Consider the following 17,290-nt stretch of genomic DNA (forward strand, 5'->3'; position numbering starts at 1 on the left):
AAAGGTAGAGCAGGTTTGCGAATAAGAGGATGGGCTTGTGCTGAGTGTGACACATGGCATGATAGAGATATCAATGCTGCTAAGAACATCCTTGCGGTCGGGCTTGACCGTCTAGCTGTAGGAATCCCCTCGGTTTAGCGAGGGGAGGAGGTCAATTGTTTGGCGATATCATCAAACTCTTCAATTTTACACTTAGTCCAAAACATACGGCACAATAGACGTTGTCTTGAGGTAAGGGTAGGATCGAAATAAAGCTCAAGCGATGACATACAGCCTCTTTTTTAGAAAGTTGATGTTGAATTAAGCGGGTTAAACATTTAATTGGCTAAAGTAAGTGTTCAATTGGCTAAAGTAGTAAGTATTATACGTCACACAAATTATGGCGTCAGTTACTTCTATCTTTAGCCAAGAAACAAGCTGGGTTATAAAGCATTTTATTGTAAATAAGCAAAAGCACCCTAAGTTTGCCCTAGGGTGCTTTGTAAAATTAGCCTATAAAGTTACTTCAAAGGATAGGTCTTCATAGCATAGTGACTGTAGCTGTATAGATTGAGCTTACAGCAGGCTGTCTAAGTGACGTGCAGGATCGCTTTCACGCGCTGCTAGGGCGTCTTCAACCGTTAAGCCAATGGCTTTGGCAACACCTTCACCGTAAGCAGGGTCACACCAGTAGCAGTTACGAATATGACGGTACTTAATAAAGTCCGGCGTTGGCTCGATATTGCGTGCTGTGTTGTCAAATAATACTTGTTTTTGCTCATCGCTCATTAAGTTGAATAAAGCACGTGGCTGACTGAAGTAGTCATCATCGTCTTTGCGGAAGTTCCAATGTGCGGCATCGCCATTAATCTTTAATGGTGGCTCAGCATATTCAGGCTGTTCTTCCCACTGATGGAAGCTGTTTGGCTCATAGTGTGGGCGACCGCCATAGTTGTCATCAGCACGACCTAGGCCATCGCGATGATTGCTTGAATATGGGCAACGTGGCTGGTTAACTGGGATTTGATGGCTGTTTACGCCCACACGATAACGCTGTGCATCCGCGTAGTTAATTAGACGGTTTTGTAGCATTTTATCAGGAGATACGCCAATACCGGGTACTAGATTACTTGGAGCAAAGGCTGCCTGCTCAATATCTAAGAAATAGTTATCTGAGTTCTTATTTAACTCAAATTCGCCCACTTCAATTAAAGGATAATCACCTTTTGGCCAAACTTTGGTTAAATCAAACGGATGGTATGGTACTTTTTCGGCCTCTTCTTCTGGCATAATCTGTACGTACATCTTCCATTTTGGGAAGTCGCCTTTTTCGATAGATTCAAATAAATCTTTTTGGTTGCTCTCACGGTCCATACCGACCACTTCAGCGGCTTCAGCATCAGTTAAGTTCTTGATACCTTGCTGAGTACGCATGTGGAATTTGACCCAGAAGCGTTCGCCGTCTTCATTCCAGAAGCTGTAAGTGTGTGAACCAAAGCCGTGCATATGACGGTAGGAGGCAGGGATACCACGATCACTCATCACAATGGTCACTTGGTGGAAAGACTCAGGGAGAAGAGTCCAGAAGTCCCAGTTATTGGTGGCTGAGCGCATGTTAGTGCGAGGGTCACGCTTAACCGCTTTGTTTAAATCAGGGAATTTGCGTGGATCACGTAAGAAGAATACTGGCGTGTTATTACCCACTAAGTCCCAGTTACCTTCTTCAGTGTAGAATTTTAGAGCGAAGCCACGGATGTCACGCTCGGCATCTGCTGCACCGCGCTCACCGGCTACGGTACTAAAACGGGCGAACATTTCTGTCTTTTTGCCCACTTCGCTAAAAATCTTAGCACGGGTATATTTGGTAATGTCATTGGTAACGGTAAATGTACCAAAAGCACCAGAACCTTTTGCGTGCATGCGGCGCTCTGGAATCACTTCACGTACGAAGTTGCCCAGTTTTTCATTTAACCAAACATCTTGGGCCAGTAGTGGACCACGAGGACCAGCGGTTAAGCTGTTTTGGTTGTCAGCAACGGGAGCACCATTGTTCATGGTTAATTTTGTTGGGGCGTATGGGCATTTTTTATCACTCATTGCGATCTCCTTATGATGAGGCACGGGATAGTTTTTATTATTAAGCCATTAACGCTTAACATTTTAGGTAATCTATAAGTACAGCTCTTTTGGTTGGGTCTATTAAAGCCCATAATTAATGTTTTGTAAAATAAATTAATTTCAATATAATGATTGATTAAATATATGAAAATTGGTGCTATTCATTTTTAGTTAATCGTATTACCATCTAGCTTTTAACATATCAGGATTTTTCCTACTTTGGTGTTTCCTTTTTTATCAGGTCAGAAGATTTATGTCTCCAACCCTTATTGCTTATAGCTTTTTAGCAGGTGCTATCCTTTTTGAAGTGATAGGTACGACATTTTTGGTTAAGTCTGAAGAGTTTACTAAGGTAGGTCCTACTTTAGCGACAGTGGTTTTGTATGCTTTTTCTTTTTATTTTTTAACCAAGTCGCTAAGAGAGATACCGTTAGGCATAGCGTACGCTTTATGGGGAGGGATAGGGATTGTATTAACCGCAGTTGTGGGGCTAGTTATCTTTAAACAAACCATTGATGCGGCTGCCGTGGTAGGTATTGGTTTAATTGTTGCAGGTGTGGTGGTTCTAAATTTGTTTTCCTCTTCAGTGGGTTAAACCCGGCTATCAATAATAACCGGATAGCCTTTATGTTCAATAACAGTGGCTCTTACCCCGTATAAATTTTCAATCGTCTCTTGCGTAAGCACTTCAATAGGTCGGCCGGTTTGAATAACTTGGCCGGCTTTCATCATGACCACTGTATCGGCAAATTGCGCCGCTTGGTTGATATCGTGTAGCACAATGACCACCGTCTTTTTTTGCTCATGAGCCAAATTTCGTAGAGCTCGCATGAGTTGACCTGAGTGATACATGTCCAGGTTATTTAACGGCTCATCTAGCAGCAAATAGGGCGTATCTTGGCAAACAATCATGGCAATAAGTACCCGCTGCTGCTGTCCGCCGGATAAGGTAGATAAGTAGCGGTGTGCCAAGTCTTGTAACTCAAACCTCTCAATAACCTCCGCCACTTTTTGATGATCAGCAGTCGTTGGTCGGCCTTGATGATACGGGTAGCGGCCGAACATGAGTAACTCTTCCACCCTAAGTCTTCCTTGAAGCTGATTGCTTTGCGCCAATATCGCAACCGTCTTGGCCATAACTTTGCTATCGGTATCTGCAATATCATGCTCACCAAACTGTACCGAACCACTTTGCAGTTGCTGCAGGCGTGACATGACGCTAAACAAGGTGGATTTGCCTGCCCCATTGGGCCCAATTAACGCAATCACTTGCTCATCCTCTAAGCTTAAGCTGATATTATTTAAGATAGTGTGGTGATCGATTTGATGGCTTACATTATTAATGGTAATCATAAAGATATTCAGCTGTCAGGTATAAAAATAGGGTGAAAATTAGGGAAATATAACAGTAAGTATTAAAGAAGCAGCTAAGCTAGTTTATTAATCACTTAGGCCACCTGCTTGCGATACTGCTTTAAAATCAGGCCGATAAAGACCACACCGCCGAGCAGTTCAATCACAACTGACAACACACCGGCCATATTTAGCATCCGTTCAAATAAAGTTTGGCCAAGTACTAAGGTAATCATGGACACCAAGCTGACCAAAACGATACGCTCGCTGTGATACATGCTGTGGCTTATGCGGTTGGTCAAGGCGCAGACTAATAAGCCCAAAAATACGATAGGACCAACAAAAGCGGTAGCGGTAGCGACCAGTACTGAGATGATTACCAATAAACGCAAGGTCAGCCCTTGATAATTAACCCCTAAGCCAATGGCATCAGCACGTCCTAGCATCAGCACATCAACTTGAAAGCGCCAGCGCCAAATTAGCCAAGCACTGATAATGCAAATGGTGAAACTTAGCCACATCATATGACTGTTGGTGATGTTAAATTGAGCAAAGCTGGCGGCTTGTATCACCACGAAATCTTCAGGATTAATCAGACGCGCTACTAAGCTTGAGAGGCTTCTGAATAGCACCCCAAAAATAATCCCTGCTAAAACTAATCGGGATAAAGACTGCTGCGTCCGAGCGAAAAGCAGCTTAAATAGCAGTAGCGAGGCACCCACCATCAGTACAACTTCAATACCAAACTTTAGTAATGGCTGGCTATTAAAGGTGTTGACCGCCCCCAAAAAGAATACCAATAGACTTTGAATAAGGATGTATAGCGAGTCAAAGCCTAATAAGGCTGGGGTTAAAATGGGGTTGTGGGTGAGACTTTGAAACAGGAGAGTAGACACCCCGATACAATAACCCACGATCATTAAAGACATAAGTTTTTGACCACGAAACGGCAGTACAAAGTCCCAGTTGCCATTGGCCTGCAAGGTCATAAAAAGCACGCTACTGATTATCAAAGCCAGCAAAGCAAGCCACACCGGTTTGCTAAATACCAAGCCTGGATTGATGTCTAAATTGGTGTGAGGGTTCGTTGGTCGAGGTGCTGAGGTTTTGCTGTTCGATGGCATAGGCTTTGAGCTAGGATAGGTCATCGTAGCAGCAGAGGGCTGAGATAAAGAGGGGGTGGAGGCTTGCTTGGTTGAATTCATAATGAACTTAGTTGGCAAAGAGTCAGTGAGATATAAAGCTTAAGATTGACTGTAAGTAACCGGTTTTGAGTTGGGATTGGCGTTTGAGATGAGCTTAGAGCGTGAGGGTTTGGACGGCTGACTTGGCTTAGGGTTACGCAATAGTAGCCATAAAAATACCGCAGCACCAATAACGCCAAATACCGTAGCTACAGGGATCTCAAAAGGATAGCGGATACTGCGGCCGATTACATCACACAGCAGTACTAAGCTTGAGCCAAATAAAGCGACGGCAGGCAAACAGCGGCGTAGACTGTCTCCCATTAAGCGACTGATAATATTGGGTACTACTAATCCGACAAATGGTATAGCGCCCACGGTCACGACCACCACGGCGCTAATCATCGCCACGGTCAAAATCACAAACCAGGTCATCAAATGCCGATTGACGCCCAAGTTAATGGCAATGGCATTACCTAGACCTACAATGGTCAGCTTATCGGCCAAAAAGTATGCCACTAGAGCCAAAGCACCTGTCATATACAACAGCTCATAACGCCCCGCCAAAATGGTAGAGAAGTCACCAAAGCGCCATACCGACAGCATCTGCAAAGACTCAGTCTGATAAGCAATAAAGGTGGTAACGGCCTCGATAATCCCACCAAATACTATGCCCACCAAAGGTACCATTAAGATATCCGTGGCTGGCAGGTACTTAATCAAACGCATAAAAAGTACCATGCCGGCAATGGCGCATAACGTGGCAATCATCATTTTGCTTAATAAACTGCTAGTGGGAAAATATAAGCTGACCAAAAGTAAACCCAGCCCTGCGCTTTGGGTAGCGCCCACCATGGACGGATCGACAAAGCGGTTTTTTAATACCACTTGTAAAACCATTCCTGCCACAGCCAAAGAAGCACCGGTCAAGATGATGGCCAATGTGCGCGGTAGACGGCTAACCAGCAACAACTGTAAATCGTTACTGACCGACTGCTGAGTCAAGGCTTGCCACAGCCCTTGCCATGAAAAATCTGCCACACCCAGCGATAAGCTTATCAGAATTAGAGCCACCAATAGCAGCACACTTAACGTGTTGAGCAGCCTAGGGGATAGCAAAACATGTCGAGCTTTAGGTTTGGCAGAAAAATCAAACATAACGGTCTTTATTTTTACTGTAAAAATTGAGGGATAAGCGTGCGCTTATTGAGTGCTTTCAACTGTTTCAGCTTTGCTTAGAGCATCGGTTACGGTCTTGGCGTCTTTTAACCACTGATAGTAACCACCGAAAGCCAAGTAAGCGTCTGGGCTTAGGTAGACAATATGCTTGTTTTTCCATGCTTTAGTTTGGTGCATTAGTGGGTTGTCCAATACCGCATCTGCGCCCACGCCTTCTTCACCAATGGCTGAGCTTCTATCTAGCACAAATAACCAGTCTGGATCGATTTTTTGTAAGTATTCAAAAGATACGGGTTGACCATGTCGGCCATCTTCAATCTGAGTATCAGCAGCAGGAATATCAAAGACGGTATGTAAGAACCCAAAGCGAGATTTTTCGCCATAGGCTGAGATTTTATTGCCGTTTACTAGGACAACCAAGCCACTGCCTTTACCGGCACTGGCGGCTTTGGCCTGCTCGATGGCTTGATCAATGTCTTGTTGTAACTGAGCGGCTTTATCGGCTTTGTTAAAAAGCTTACCTAAATCAGCTAAGCGCTGTTTGCTAGACTCATAAATATTTTCAGTATCTAAGGTCAGGTCTAAAGTTGGCGCCATTTTGCTAAGGGCGTCATATTTTTCTGCCATACGAGAGCCAATTAAAATGGCTTTGGGCTGCATTTGGTTAAGTGCTTCCATATCAGGCTCGAATAAAGTACCGATATTCTGGCTCTCTGGGGCACCCGCCGCTTTGAGATTGTCTAAATGTAAGTTGTCAGGCAGACCAGCTACAGGTACTTCTAAGGCAGCCAAATCTTGCATTAAAGTCATGTCATAAACGGCCAAAGGGTTAGGGTTTGCTGGTAAGGACACTTTACCGCGGGTAGTCTCAATGGCCACTTGTTGAGTGCTGTCAGCTTGAGCTTGATTACTGGTTTCATCAACGCTGGATTGTGCCTGGGTCTCGGTTGAGTTGATTTGAGAGTCAGGCTCTTGAGGGGAGCAGCCCATAAGCAAGCCACTGACCATTAAAGTTAGTAAGGCTGATTTGGCTTTTAAGGGCAAAGGGCTTGCTGAGCGGTTAGCAGAAAAGGTATTCATCATAAAAATACTCGCGTCTTATCTTTTAAGAATTATGTTTTGAGTAATTAAACTGGTTTTTATAAACTAAAAATCGAGGCAGGCCTCGAGTAGGGAAATCATTGTTGGCTATAATACGCTCCTAAATTTAAAAAGTAAATGATAATTATTACTATTTGAGAGTTAGTCTAAGCATTTTATTTATTATCACCCAAAGGGAGTAGGGAATTAACCACATGTACTGCTTTTGCTTAATATTTATTAATAATAGGGGTTGGTATATTGAAGGCAATTGTAGGTAAGTGTGACTTATGGATTATCCACCTTAAGCCTCACTTACCTTTTTTTAATTGCACAGGAGAATTATCATGCATGCCAAAGAGCTGCTTGAGCTTGAGCGTCGGGATATTAGAGCGCTGCATTATACCTGGATTGCTTTTTTTCTAACCTTCTATGTTTGGTTTAATATGGCGCCTCTTGCTACTTCGATGTTAGAGGCTGAAAGTTATTTAACCCCTGATCATATTAAATTATTCTTAATTGCCAACGTGGCTTTAACCATCCCAGGCCGAGTGGTGGTCGGTATGGCGCTAGATAGGTTTGGCCCACGTCGAGTGTTTTCAGTATTGATGGTGGTTATGGCGATACCTACTTGGTTCTTCGCCTTTGGGACCAGTGCGATGCAACTGTTTGTCTCGAGACTATTTATGTCGATAGTTGGGGCAGGCTTTGTGGTCGGTATTCACATGACTGCTCTTTGGTTTAAGCCCAAAGATATAGGCTTTGCTGAAGGTTTTTATGCTGGCTGGGGTAACTTTGGGTCGGCTGCTGCGGCTATTACTATTCCCACCGTAGCGTTACAATTCTTTGGGGGTCACGATGGATGGCGCTGGGCGATAGCACTGTCAGGGTTATTGATGGCCCTGTATGGGGTGGCTTATTGGTTCTTAATTACAGATGGTCCCACGGAAGATACCCATAAAAAGTCCAGAAAGTCGGGTGCTTTAGAGGTCTCAAGCTGGCGTGATTTGTGGTTGTATTGTCTGTTTACTATCCCTTTATATGGCGTGCTAGGTGTTTTGGTTTATCGCACTCAAAATATGGGTTTTTTAACTCAAACAGGAGCGATAATCTGTTACGCAGTGATAGCTGTTGTGGTGGTATATCAAATTTATAAAGCATTGAGTGTCAATATCCCTATGCTCAAGGCAGGCATTCCTGAAGATGATAAATACCCTTTTAAATCGGTAGCAGCGTTAAACGTCTCTTATTTCGCCAACTTTGGAGCAGAGCTTGCCGTAGTATCTATGCTACCGATGTTCTTTGCTACTACTTGGAAGTTAGATCCAACTGCAGCAGGGTTAATTGCCTCTACTTTCGCTTTTGTGAACTTGTGGGCACGCCCTTTGGGAGGCTATATTTCAGATAGAATCGGTAACCGCCGTTTGGTAATGCTGGTATATATGTTCGGAATTGGTATTGGTTTTGCCTTAATGGGAATGTTAAATGCAAGCTGGCCCTTATTCATTGCTGTGGTATTTACCATCAGTTGTTCGGTGTTTGTACAGGGCGCAGAAGGGGCGACTTTTGGTATTATTCCATCAATTAAACGCCGTTTAACGGGTCAGATATCAGGTATGGCAGGTGCTTATGGTAACGTGGGTGCTGTGTTCTACTTATTTATTTATACCTTTGTAGAGCCCAATGTGTTTTTTTATATCATTGCTGGTGGTGCCTTCGTAGCTTGGTTGGTTTGTTTCTTATGGCTAGAAGAGCCTGATGATGCCTTCGGTGATGAATACAAAATGTCCTCTGTAGACATAAAGATGGCAGAAGAAGAAAGATTGGCTGAGCTTGGTAAGTAAATCAATATAGTTTTTATATTGCAAAACTTATATCCCAAAAAAAAGACACCTCACGGGTGTCTTTTTTTGGTTCGGCCTCATCAGCGAAGCAGTGTTTATAAATCCAAGCTATTGACTGCCCAGACTGCAACATCAACACGCGTACGAAGATTGGTTTTATTTAAAATATGCTTTACGTGCACTTTAACTGTAGATTCTGAAATGCCCAGCTCATTGCCAATCATTTTATTGCTATGTCCTTTAGCAATCATTTTGACCACTTGAAGCTCACGACTCGTCAAGTTACTCACGATATCATCCAGATTAGGAGTGCGTAGGGCTTGAGCCAGTACTGCAGCCAACCGTGAACTGACTACCAGCTCACCACGTAAGGCTTTACGAATATCTAAAGCCACTTGTTCAGGCTGCATGTCTTTTAGTAAGTAGCCATTAACGCCAAGCTTTAACGCATTATGGATATCATCTCCACTATCAGAAACTGTAAACATTAATATTTTTGATTGATTGCCCTGGCTACGAATCTTCTCTACGGTCTCCAGGCCACTAAGACCAGGCATATTTTGATCTAAGATAACTAAGTCGACCTCGTTATCTTTAAGATAAGCCAGTGCTTCCTCACCACTGCTTACATCAGCAATGACATTGAAGTCAGATTCCAAATTTAATAAATCCTTCATGCCACGGCGCAGCATAGGATGGTCATCTACCAATAGAATCTTAGCAGGAGAGGCTGAGGTATAAACTTTAGAGGACATAAAAACTCACAGGTAATGAAAGTTAAAGTGTAAAAACAGTTTGAATTAATGGGTTAATACATGGTTTAAAAGGTTAAAATTAAAGCCCTTACATCTTAAATTCGATTATTTGATAAAAAACTCAGGGGTAAATTGTGCTTTTACGAGCGTGCCTTTAAGCTCATTTTTGGTCACTTCTAACATACCGCCTAAGCTTTTAGCCCGCTCTTGCATAATCATCAAACCATGATGATGAGTCTGATCATAGTCATTAGAGATCCCTTTTCCATCATCGCTAATGGTCAGAAGTACATCGTCACTTTGGTTTACATAACCAAAATCAATCTGCACATTTTTTGCATTGGCATGACGGCAGATATTAGACAAAGCTTCTCGGGCAATTTGAATGACATTCACTTGCTCTGAGGCATTTAGATTCAAGGACATGATTTGGTTGTTAACGCTAATATTTAGCCCACCTTTTTCGGCAAACTCATCAGCAGAGTTATGTAAAGCTTCATCAAAGCTGTCATCATTTAAGCTTAGGCGGAAGGTTACTAAGAGGTCTCGTAGATGCTGATAAGCAGAGGTCAGTCCCTCTTTGATATTAAAGATAGAATCAGTCACCAATATGAGATCAGGACTATCGCAATGGGTGTGCTGTAGTCTTCTTTCTAATATGGTGACTTGTATTTTTAAGTAAGACAAAGACTGAGCCAGTGAGTCGTGCAGCTCTCGAGCAATGGTTGCTCGCTCTTCAAGTAAGATAATCTGATGCTCTTGTTGACGTTGTTGTAATAAGAACATGGCAGTGCTTATTAGGTTAGTCAATGCGATGATGGCCTCTTTATTATCACAAATTAGAGCCTTGGTCACTGAACTGTCTTGATCTGTTAGCTGAGAGTCTTCCTCTATTAAAGGAATACGACCAGGTTCAGATTCAGCCTTGAATAATCTAGAGGCAAGGGCAGACTGCTCTGTAGGATGACTGATTCCTAGAGATCTTGGTCGAACCCTTAATTCACCATACTGAGACTTTTGATGACGAATATCAAAAGATTCAGTATAAACATTGGTCTTAATTAAACAGCTAGCACAGTCTAGCGTAGAGCATAAATCTCTTAAAGCACTACTGTGGATAGCAATGGCATCTTTGTTATCAATTAAGTCGTTTTTGAGACACAAAGTGAATTCTAGTTCAGGAATAATCTTGCCAAAATCGGCAATCAAGCGGTTGAGCTCGACGATACTGACCTGAGTAGTGGTTAGATATTTGGCAAAATCATACAGTAAAGACAGCACTTTATTGGCTTTAGTTAAATGTGCTGTCTTAGAGGCAACTTCACTTTGTAAATACAAATGGTTTCGCTCAATGGTGCTGACCATGTCATTAAAAGAGTTACCTAAAGCCTCGAATTCACTATAGCCTGAGATTGACACTCGGGTATCAAGTTGACCTGCAGTGAACTTCTCTTTCGCTTGCATAAGCTTTCTAATAGGCCCTAAGACCTTTTTTCGAAGCTCTTGTACTGCCCACAACATGACGCCCATCATAAATATTAGCAACAAAAGCTGAAATAGCTGCTGTTGGTTTTGACGTTGCTCATTTCGGTGTTGTAGCTGAGATACCACAGCATCTACTTTGTGGATATAGGGTAGGGAGGCTGTATAAAACCCTTGTGCATCATTACTTAATAGTAAGGGCTGCAACTGCTGATGCCACTGGTTCTCAATTCTATTTAGCTGATCGTCTATACGTTTATTTTTATTGACCCACTGCTGCTGATAAAGCTGTAATTGCTTATGGCGATAATCCATATCTGCAATTAACTTATCCATCTGTTGTGAGTTATGGAAGTCTGATGCCAATAAAAAGCTAAAGCGGTACGTGGCCATTCTTATGGAGCCGGCAGTATTGATAGCTTTGGCGTCGTTTTGAGCGGCCCATGCCAAAAACCCACTAGTTATTGCTGATCCTAAAAACAACAGGATAACCAGCACAATCGCCAGTGGCGTTCGCACCATAAAAGTATTGGGAATGAGTTTAAAGGGCATAGTTAATGGGCTTTAGTAGTAAAGATAAAGTATGACACAGATGAGTAGGCAGTATAAGTTATCACTGACCACTGAGGCTTTGACATACTCCTAAAGTAGTAGTTAATTGGATTTAAGGCAAGTTACCCACTTAAGCCATGGGATTAAACCCTTATAACCATACTAAATAGCAGGGTATTACATTACCTTTTACTTATCGAACAAATATACGTGAGTGTTACTAATTAACATCACCTAGTGAGGTAAGTATGAGTAATCGAAAAGAGGAATTAAAAGGGGGAAGAGTTATTACTGACTGGCGCCCTGAGATGGAAGATTTTTGGCAAAATGGGGGTAAGCAAGTTGCCAGCCGTAATTTATGGGTCTCCATTCCAGCTCTGCTGCTTGCTTTTGCGGTATGGATGGTTTGGAGTGCGGTCATTGTTAATCTTCCAGAGATTGGCTTCGACTTTGATGATGGTCAGCTGTTTTGGTTAGCGGCATTGCCTGGATTATCAGGAGCAACGCTACGTATTTTTTACTCCTTTATGGTTCCTATATTTGGAGGCAGACGTTGGACCGCTATTTCTACAGCGTCTTTATTAATTCCGGCTTTATGGATGGGGTTTGCAGTACAAAACCCCGAAACACCTTTTAGTGTATTTGTCATAATTGCTCTGCTTTGTGGATTTGGTGGCGGCAACTTTGCCTCATCTATGTCAAATATATCCTTCTTTTACCCAGCTAAAAAACAAGGAACAGCCCTAGGTCTAAACGCAGGGCTAGGTAATTTAGGGGTGTCAGTTGTCCAGTTTGTAGTGCCTTTAGTGATTGGCTTTGGAATTTTTGGTGCCTTAGGCGGTGCTCCACAGCTAACCGCTAGTGGCAAGGAGCTGTATTTACAAAATGCTGGCTTTGTATGGGTCCCCTTTATTGTTGTGATCTCATTAGCAGCTTGGTTTTTGATGAATGATATTGCTTCTGCTAAGGCTTCTTTTAAAGATCAGGCGGTAATTTTTAAACGTAAGCATAACTGGATTATGTGTGTGCTTTATATGGCCACTTTTGGTTCGTTTATTGGCTTTTCAGCAGCATTCCCTATGCTAATCAAAAAAGCCTTTCCTGATGTGAATGCATTACAGTTTGCCTTCCTAGGTCCTTTAGTAGGTGCTTTATTCCGCCCTGCAGGAGGCTGGATTGCAGATAAACTAGGCGGGGCGCGTGTTACTTTTTGGAACTATGTCATTATGGTTATAGCGGTGGGTGCGGTCATGTACTTCTTGCCCAGTGAGACCCGCGAAGGTAGCTTTATGGGATATCTAGTATCATTTATGGTGCTGTTTATCACTACGGGTATTGGTAACGGCTCAACCTTCCGCATGATTCCAGTCATCTTTAAAAATGTCTTAGAGCGTGAGCATCCTAATCAAGTAGGTACAGAGCCACTGTTCGTTGAGATTCGTAAGGAGTCAGCTGCTGTGGTTGGTTTTACTTCTGCTGTTGCCGCTTACGGAGCCTTCTTTATTCCTAAGATGTTTGGCTCAGGACTGGGTGTCTATGGTACCTTCATAGCTCTGATTGCATATTACCTAGTTTGTATTGTGCTGACTTGGTGGTATTACAGTCGCAGCAATGCTGAGGCTCCCTGCTAAATTGCGCTAGTTAATCTTGTATTTATTAATCGATACAGAACTGCTTACTGTTGCTATTTTTAAAACACCGCTTTTAAAGCGGTGTTTTTTTATGAGGAAAATAAATCTGGTTACAAAAAAGTAGGGTGTCTTGAATTTCTAAAAAGAAAAAATTAGCCCTCGTCTGCTGTCTTACTACTACCTCTAAAGTAGTAGCAGACTGCCTATCTAAGCTGATATCGGAGTTGATTGCTGACCTCTAGAATACAAACCATCTAAAGATATCTATTGCTCATGCACTGACAGCATTAAGGATACAGGCTGCTGTTCTGAGCTTTTCTGTACATCGAAGTCTTAACCTAGAGGATAGCAATATGAGCCATTTACTCGACCAGTTCCGTTTTTTTAAACGTAAAAAAGGGGAGTTCGCTGACGGTCATGGCGAAGTAAGAGATGAATCTCGTGGATGGGAAGACGGTTACCGTAACCGCTGGCAGTATGACAAAGTCGTCAGATCTACGCATGGCGTAAACTGTACCGGCTCTTGTTCTTGGAAAATCTTTGTTAAAAACGGTCTGGTAACTTGGGAGACGCAGCAAACCGATTATCCACGCACGCGCCCAGACCTACCAAACCATGAACCACGCGGCTGTCCTCGTGGTGCAAGTTATAGCTGGTATATGTATTCAGCCAACCGTGTTAAATATCCAAAAGTGCGAAAGCCACTACTAAAGCTTTGGCGTGCAGCCAAAGCACAACACGCTGATCCAGTTGATGCATGGGCCAGTATCGTAGAAGACCCTGCCAAAACCGTTGAATACAAATCAAAACGCGGTATGGGCGGCTTTATTCGCTCTACTTGGAGCGAGGTGAACGAAATCATCGCAGCCAGTAACGTTTACACGGCCAAAACCTACGGTCCAGATCGTATTATTGGTTTCTCGCCAATTCCTGCGATGTCTATGGTTAGCTATGCTGCCGGTAGCCGTTATTTATCGCTTATCGGCGGTGCTTGCTTGTCATTCTATGATTGGTACTGCGACTTACCACCAGCGTCACCGATGACATGGGGTGAGCAAACTGACGTGCCTGAATCAGCAGACTGGTACAACTCAGACTACATCATCGCATGGGGCTCTAACGTACCGCAAACGCGTACGCCTGACGCTCACTTCTTCACTGAGGTGCGTTATAAGGGTACCAAAACAGTCTCTATCACGCCTGACTATGCTGAAGTCTCAAAGCTAACCGACCTTTGGTTAAACCCAAAACAAGGGACGGATGCGGCTGTGGCTCAAGCATTCTGTCACGTAATTATCAAAGAGTTTTATCTAAAACAGCCAAGCGATTATTTCATTGATTACGCCAAGCGTTACACCGACATGCCAATATTGGTCATGTTAGAAGAAGACGAGAGCGGAAGCCGCCGTCCGGGCCGTTATCTACGTGCGTCAGACTTAGTTGATGACTTAGGTGAAGAGAATAACCCAGAGTGGAAAACCATTGGTTTAAATAACGATGGTGAGCTGGTATCACCACTGGGTTCAATTGGTTATCGCTGGGGTGAAAAAGGCAAGTGGAACTTAGAGCAAAAGAGTGGCTCAACCGGTAAAGACATCGACTTAACCCTAAGCCTAAAAACCGATAGCGATGAGCAAGAAGTTTGCGATGTGACTTTTGACTACTTTGGTCATACCGAGCACCCATACTTCACAGCGGTACCAGGTGAGGCACTACAAGTTAAACATATTCCTTGTAAGACGGTTACTTTAGCTGATGGAAGCACTGTCAAAGTTGCAACTGTGTTCGACTTAACCGTAGCTAATTTAGGTGTCGACAACGGTCTAGGCGGCGAGCATGTCACAGACGATTATAACGACGCTACCGTACCTGGCACGCCAGCATGGCAAGAAGTCATTACTGGTTTATCACGTGAAAAAGTCATCCAAGTGGGTCGTGAGTTTGCGGAAAACGCTCACAAAACACACGGTAAATCGATGATTATCATCGGTGCCGGCATGAACCACTGGTATCACCTAGATATGAACTACCGCGGCGTGATTAACATGCTGATGCTGTGTGGTTGTATCGGTAAATCAGGTGGCGGCTGGGCACACTATGTGGGTCAGGAAAAACTACGTCCGCAGACTGGCTGGTTACCACTGGCGTTCGCTCTAGACTGGCACCGTCCGCCACGTCATATGAACGGCACAAGCTTCTTCTATAACCACAGCTCACAGTGGCGTCATGAGACCGTATCGGCGCACGAAATCCTATCGCCTCGTGTGAATAAGAAGTTCTTCCCTGAGCACATGCTTGATTACAACATTCAAGCCGAGCGTGCGGGCTGGTTACCATCAGCGCCACAGTTAAACCGTAACCCGCTATCTATTGTGGCTGCGGCCAAAGCGCAAGGTAAAGAGATTGAAGAGTATGTCGTGGATTCACTGCACGAGGGCAGTTTACGCTTTGCGTGTGAGTCACCTGACAATCCTCAAAACTTCCCACGTAATATGTTCATTTGGCGCTCAAACTTACTGGGCTCATCAGGTAAAGGTCATGAATACATGCTTGAGTACTTCTTAGGCACCAAAAACGGCCTAATGAGTGAAGAGAACTTGCCAGGTGGCTTGCGTCCTAAAGAAGTGGATTATGTGGAAGAGGGTCCAAAAGGAAAGCTTGATTTGGTAGTAACCCTAGACTTCCGTATGTCGTCAACTTGCTTGTATTCAGACATCGTGTTGCCAACCGCAACTTGGTATGAAAAAGATGACATGAACACTTCAGACATGCATCCATTTATTCATCCACTAACGGCAGCAACTGACCCTGCTTGGGAATCAAAAACAGACTGGGAAATCTATAAAGGCATTGCCAAAGCTTTCTCAGAAGTATCAGTGGGTCACCTAGGCGTTGAGACGGATGTGGTCACGCTACCGATGCAACACGACAGCCCGGGTGAATTAGCACAGCCATTTGGCGGTACTGACTGGAAAACAGCGGGTGAGAAACCAGTACCGGGTAAAAACTGCCCAATGATTAAAGTGGTTGAGCGTGATTATCCTAATACCTATGCCAAATATACCTCGTTAGGTCCTGCGCTTGAGAAACTAGGTAACGGTTCAAAAGGCTTGAACTGGGATATGACTAAAGCAGTCAAAGACCTAGGTGATTTAAACCACCGTGTGACCACGCCGGGTGTATCAGAAGGTCGTCCGCAAATCTTTACTGCGATTGATGCGTCAGAAACCATCTTGATGCTAGCGCCTGAAACCAACGGTGAAGTAGCCGTCAAAGGCTGGAAAGCGTTAGAGGCGTTTACTGGCCGTGAGCACGCGCATTTAGCGTCTGCAAGTGAGCACGAAAAAATCCGCTTTAGAGATATCGTTGCTCAGCCGCGTAAGATTATCTCAAGCCCAACGTGGTCGGGCCTTGAGTCTGAAACCGTGAGCTATAACGCAGGTTACACCAACGTTCATGAGCTGATTCCTTGGCGTACCATTACTGGCCGTCAGCAGTTCTATCAAGATCACCCTTGGATGCAGGCGTTTGGTGAGCAGATGCAGCAGTATCGTCCACCGATTGACACCAAAACCACGGACATCATGAAAGACGCTAAGCCAAATGGTAACAAAGAGATTGTACTGAACTTTTTAACACCACACCAAAAATGGGGTATCCACAGTACGTACTCTGAAAACTTACTTATGCTAACGCTAAGCCGTGGTGGTCCGATTGTTTGGTTATCAGAAAATGATGCTAAGTCAGCCGGCATTGAGGACAACGACTGGATTGAAGTCTTTAACGTCAACGGTGCGATTACAGCACGTGCGGTTGTCAGTCAACGCGTGAAAGATGGCATGACCATGATGTATCACGCACAAGAGAAACTGGTCAACATTCCAGGCTCTGAGCAGACCGGTACTCGCGGTGGTATCCACAACTCAGTGACTCGTACTATCTTGAAGCCAACGCACATGATTGGTAGCTACGCGCAGCAATCATACGGCTTTAACTACTACGGTACCGTCGGCTGTAACCGTGATGAATTCGTCGTGGTTCGTAAGATGTCGAAAATCGACTGGTTAGAAGACAAGCCAGATGATTCATTACCACAGCCATTACCAACGACTTTGGAAGGTTAAGACAACCTT

The 17,290-nt window shown here is 43.8% G+C and carries 13 protein-coding genes; 5 read left to right on the forward strand and 8 right to left on the reverse strand.

Going from position 1 to position 17,290, the window contains the following annotated elements; genetic code table 11:
- A partial coding sequence (locus A1232T_RS01930) for a zinc ribbon domain-containing protein (protein ID WP_143513935.1) occupies nucleotides 1-138 on the forward strand: 138 nt, incomplete at its 5' end.
- Here the strand turns inward: A1232T_RS01930 and A1232T_RS14515 are convergent.
- Together A1232T_RS14515 and A1232T_RS01935 are read right to left on the reverse strand one after the other, a co-directional pair.
- Nucleotides 135-269: a hypothetical protein gene (locus A1232T_RS14515; RefSeq protein ID WP_279625888.1), complete on the reverse strand. Its 135-nt coding sequence runs from the start codon at nucleotides 267-269 to the stop codon at nucleotides 135-137. The genes A1232T_RS01930 and A1232T_RS14515 overlap by 4 nt on opposite strands.
- A gap of 286 nt (nucleotides 270-555) precedes the next feature.
- Nucleotides 556-2,076, reverse strand: a complete 1,521-nt coding sequence (locus A1232T_RS01935; RefSeq protein WP_077447793.1) for a catalase — start codon at nucleotides 2,074-2,076, stop codon at nucleotides 556-558.
- A gap of 274 nt (nucleotides 2,077-2,350) precedes the next feature.
- Between A1232T_RS01935 and A1232T_RS01940 the strand changes: the two genes are divergently transcribed.
- The gene (locus A1232T_RS01940) at nucleotides 2,351-2,692 is read left to right on the forward strand and encodes a DMT family transporter (RefSeq protein ID WP_077447794.1); all 342 of its coding nucleotides are present in this window, start codon (nucleotides 2,351-2,353) and stop codon (nucleotides 2,690-2,692) included.
- Here the strand turns inward: A1232T_RS01940 and A1232T_RS01945 are convergent.
- From A1232T_RS01945 to A1232T_RS01960, 4 genes are all read right to left on the reverse strand, one after another.
- Complete coding sequence (locus A1232T_RS01945; protein ID WP_077447795.1) at nucleotides 2,689-3,450, reverse strand: iron ABC transporter ATP-binding protein; 762 nt, start codon at nucleotides 3,448-3,450, stop codon at nucleotides 2,689-2,691. The two genes, A1232T_RS01940 and A1232T_RS01945, sit on opposite strands and share 4 nt — an antisense overlap.
- A gap of 95 nt (nucleotides 3,451-3,545) precedes the next feature.
- The gene (locus A1232T_RS01950; protein ID WP_208606898.1) at nucleotides 3,546-4,655 is read right to left on the reverse strand and encodes an iron chelate uptake ABC transporter family permease subunit; all 1,110 of its coding nucleotides are present in this window, start codon (nucleotides 4,653-4,655) and stop codon (nucleotides 3,546-3,548) included.
- A 39-nt stretch (nucleotides 4,656-4,694) separates the two neighbouring features.
- Nucleotides 4,695-5,792: an ABC transporter permease gene (locus A1232T_RS01955; protein WP_244152338.1), complete on the reverse strand. Its 1,098-nt coding sequence runs from the start codon at nucleotides 5,790-5,792 to the stop codon at nucleotides 4,695-4,697.
- A 45-nt stretch (nucleotides 5,793-5,837) separates the two neighbouring features.
- The gene (locus A1232T_RS01960) at nucleotides 5,838-6,896 is read right to left on the reverse strand and encodes a siderophore ABC transporter substrate-binding protein (RefSeq protein ID WP_077447796.1); all 1,059 of its coding nucleotides are present in this window, start codon (nucleotides 6,894-6,896) and stop codon (nucleotides 5,838-5,840) included.
- 344 nt (nucleotides 6,897-7,240) lie between these two features.
- Here A1232T_RS01960 and A1232T_RS01965 point away from each other — a divergent pair, with 344 nt between their 5' ends.
- The gene (locus A1232T_RS01965) at nucleotides 7,241-8,737 is read left to right on the forward strand and encodes an MFS transporter (RefSeq protein WP_077447797.1); all 1,497 of its coding nucleotides are present in this window, start codon (nucleotides 7,241-7,243) and stop codon (nucleotides 8,735-8,737) included.
- A gap of 95 nt (nucleotides 8,738-8,832) precedes the next feature.
- Here the strand turns inward: A1232T_RS01965 and narL are convergent, their stop codons facing one another.
- Together narL and A1232T_RS01975 are read right to left on the reverse strand one after the other, a co-directional pair.
- Entirely contained in the window at nucleotides 8,833-9,492 is a 660-nt protein-coding gene (gene narL / locus A1232T_RS01970; protein ID WP_077447798.1) for a two-component system response regulator NarL, read from the reverse strand.
- A gap of 105 nt (nucleotides 9,493-9,597) precedes the next feature.
- A complete protein-coding gene (locus tag A1232T_RS01975) occupies nucleotides 9,598-11,526 on the reverse strand; it encodes a type IV pili methyl-accepting chemotaxis transducer N-terminal domain-containing protein (RefSeq protein WP_077447799.1) in 1,929 nt (642 codons plus the stop codon).
- Between the two features lie 248 nt (nucleotides 11,527-11,774).
- On the opposite strand from A1232T_RS01975, the gene A1232T_RS01980 reads away from it, so the two are divergent.
- Together A1232T_RS01980 and A1232T_RS01985 are read left to right on the forward strand one after the other, a co-directional pair.
- On the forward strand, nucleotides 11,775-13,157 hold the full coding sequence (locus tag A1232T_RS01980) for a NarK family nitrate/nitrite MFS transporter (RefSeq protein WP_077447800.1): 1,383 nt from the start codon (nucleotides 11,775-11,777) through the stop codon (nucleotides 13,155-13,157).
- A gap of 353 nt (nucleotides 13,158-13,510) precedes the next feature.
- On the forward strand, nucleotides 13,511-17,281 hold the full coding sequence (locus A1232T_RS01985) for a nitrate reductase subunit alpha (RefSeq protein WP_077447801.1): 3,771 nt from the start codon (nucleotides 13,511-13,513) through the stop codon (nucleotides 17,279-17,281).
- The last annotated feature ends 9 nt before the right edge of the window (nucleotides 17,282-17,290 follow it).

It is taken from the genome of Psychrobacter pasteurii (assembly GCF_900162815.1).
Taxonomy (GTDB): Bacteria; Pseudomonadota; Gammaproteobacteria; order Pseudomonadales; family Moraxellaceae; genus Psychrobacter; species Psychrobacter pasteurii.

Excerpts from the sequence above, each read along its gene's own strand:
- A1232T_RS01980 (WP_077447800.1), top strand. The coding sequence starts at position 11,775 with ATGAGTAATCGAAAAGAGGAATTAAAAGGGGGAAGAGTTATTACTGAC.
- A1232T_RS01965 (WP_077447797.1), top strand. The coding sequence starts at position 7,241 with ATGCATGCCAAAGAGCTGCTTGAGCTTGAGCGTCGGGATATTAGAGCG.
- narL (WP_077447798.1), bottom strand. The coding sequence starts at position 9,492 with ATGTCCTCTAAAGTTTATACCTCAGCCTCTCCTGCTAAGATTCTATTG.
- A1232T_RS01945 (WP_077447795.1), bottom strand. The coding sequence starts at position 3,450 with ATGATTACCATTAATAATGTAAGCCATCAAATCGATCACCACACTATC.
- A1232T_RS01950 (WP_208606898.1), bottom strand. The coding sequence starts at position 4,655 with ATGAATTCAACCAAGCAAGCCTCCACCCCCTCTTTATCTCAGCCCTCT.
- A1232T_RS14515 (WP_279625888.1), bottom strand. The coding sequence starts at position 269 with ATGTCATCGCTTGAGCTTTATTTCGATCCTACCCTTACCTCAAGACAA.
- A1232T_RS01985 (WP_077447801.1), top strand. The coding sequence starts at position 13,511 with ATGAGCCATTTACTCGACCAGTTCCGTTTTTTTAAACGTAAAAAAGGG.
- A1232T_RS01955 (WP_244152338.1), bottom strand. The coding sequence starts at position 5,792 with ATGTTTGATTTTTCTGCCAAACCTAAAGCTCGACATGTTTTGCTATCC.
- A1232T_RS01975 (WP_077447799.1), bottom strand. The coding sequence starts at position 11,526 with ATGCCCTTTAAACTCATTCCCAATACTTTTATGGTGCGAACGCCACTG.
- A1232T_RS01960 (WP_077447796.1), bottom strand. The coding sequence starts at position 6,896 with ATGATGAATACCTTTTCTGCTAACCGCTCAGCAAGCCCTTTGCCCTTA.
- A1232T_RS01935 (WP_077447793.1), bottom strand. The coding sequence starts at position 2,076 with ATGAGTGATAAAAAATGCCCATACGCCCCAACAAAATTAACCATGAAC.
- A1232T_RS01940 (WP_077447794.1), top strand. The coding sequence starts at position 2,351 with ATGTCTCCAACCCTTATTGCTTATAGCTTTTTAGCAGGTGCTATCCTT.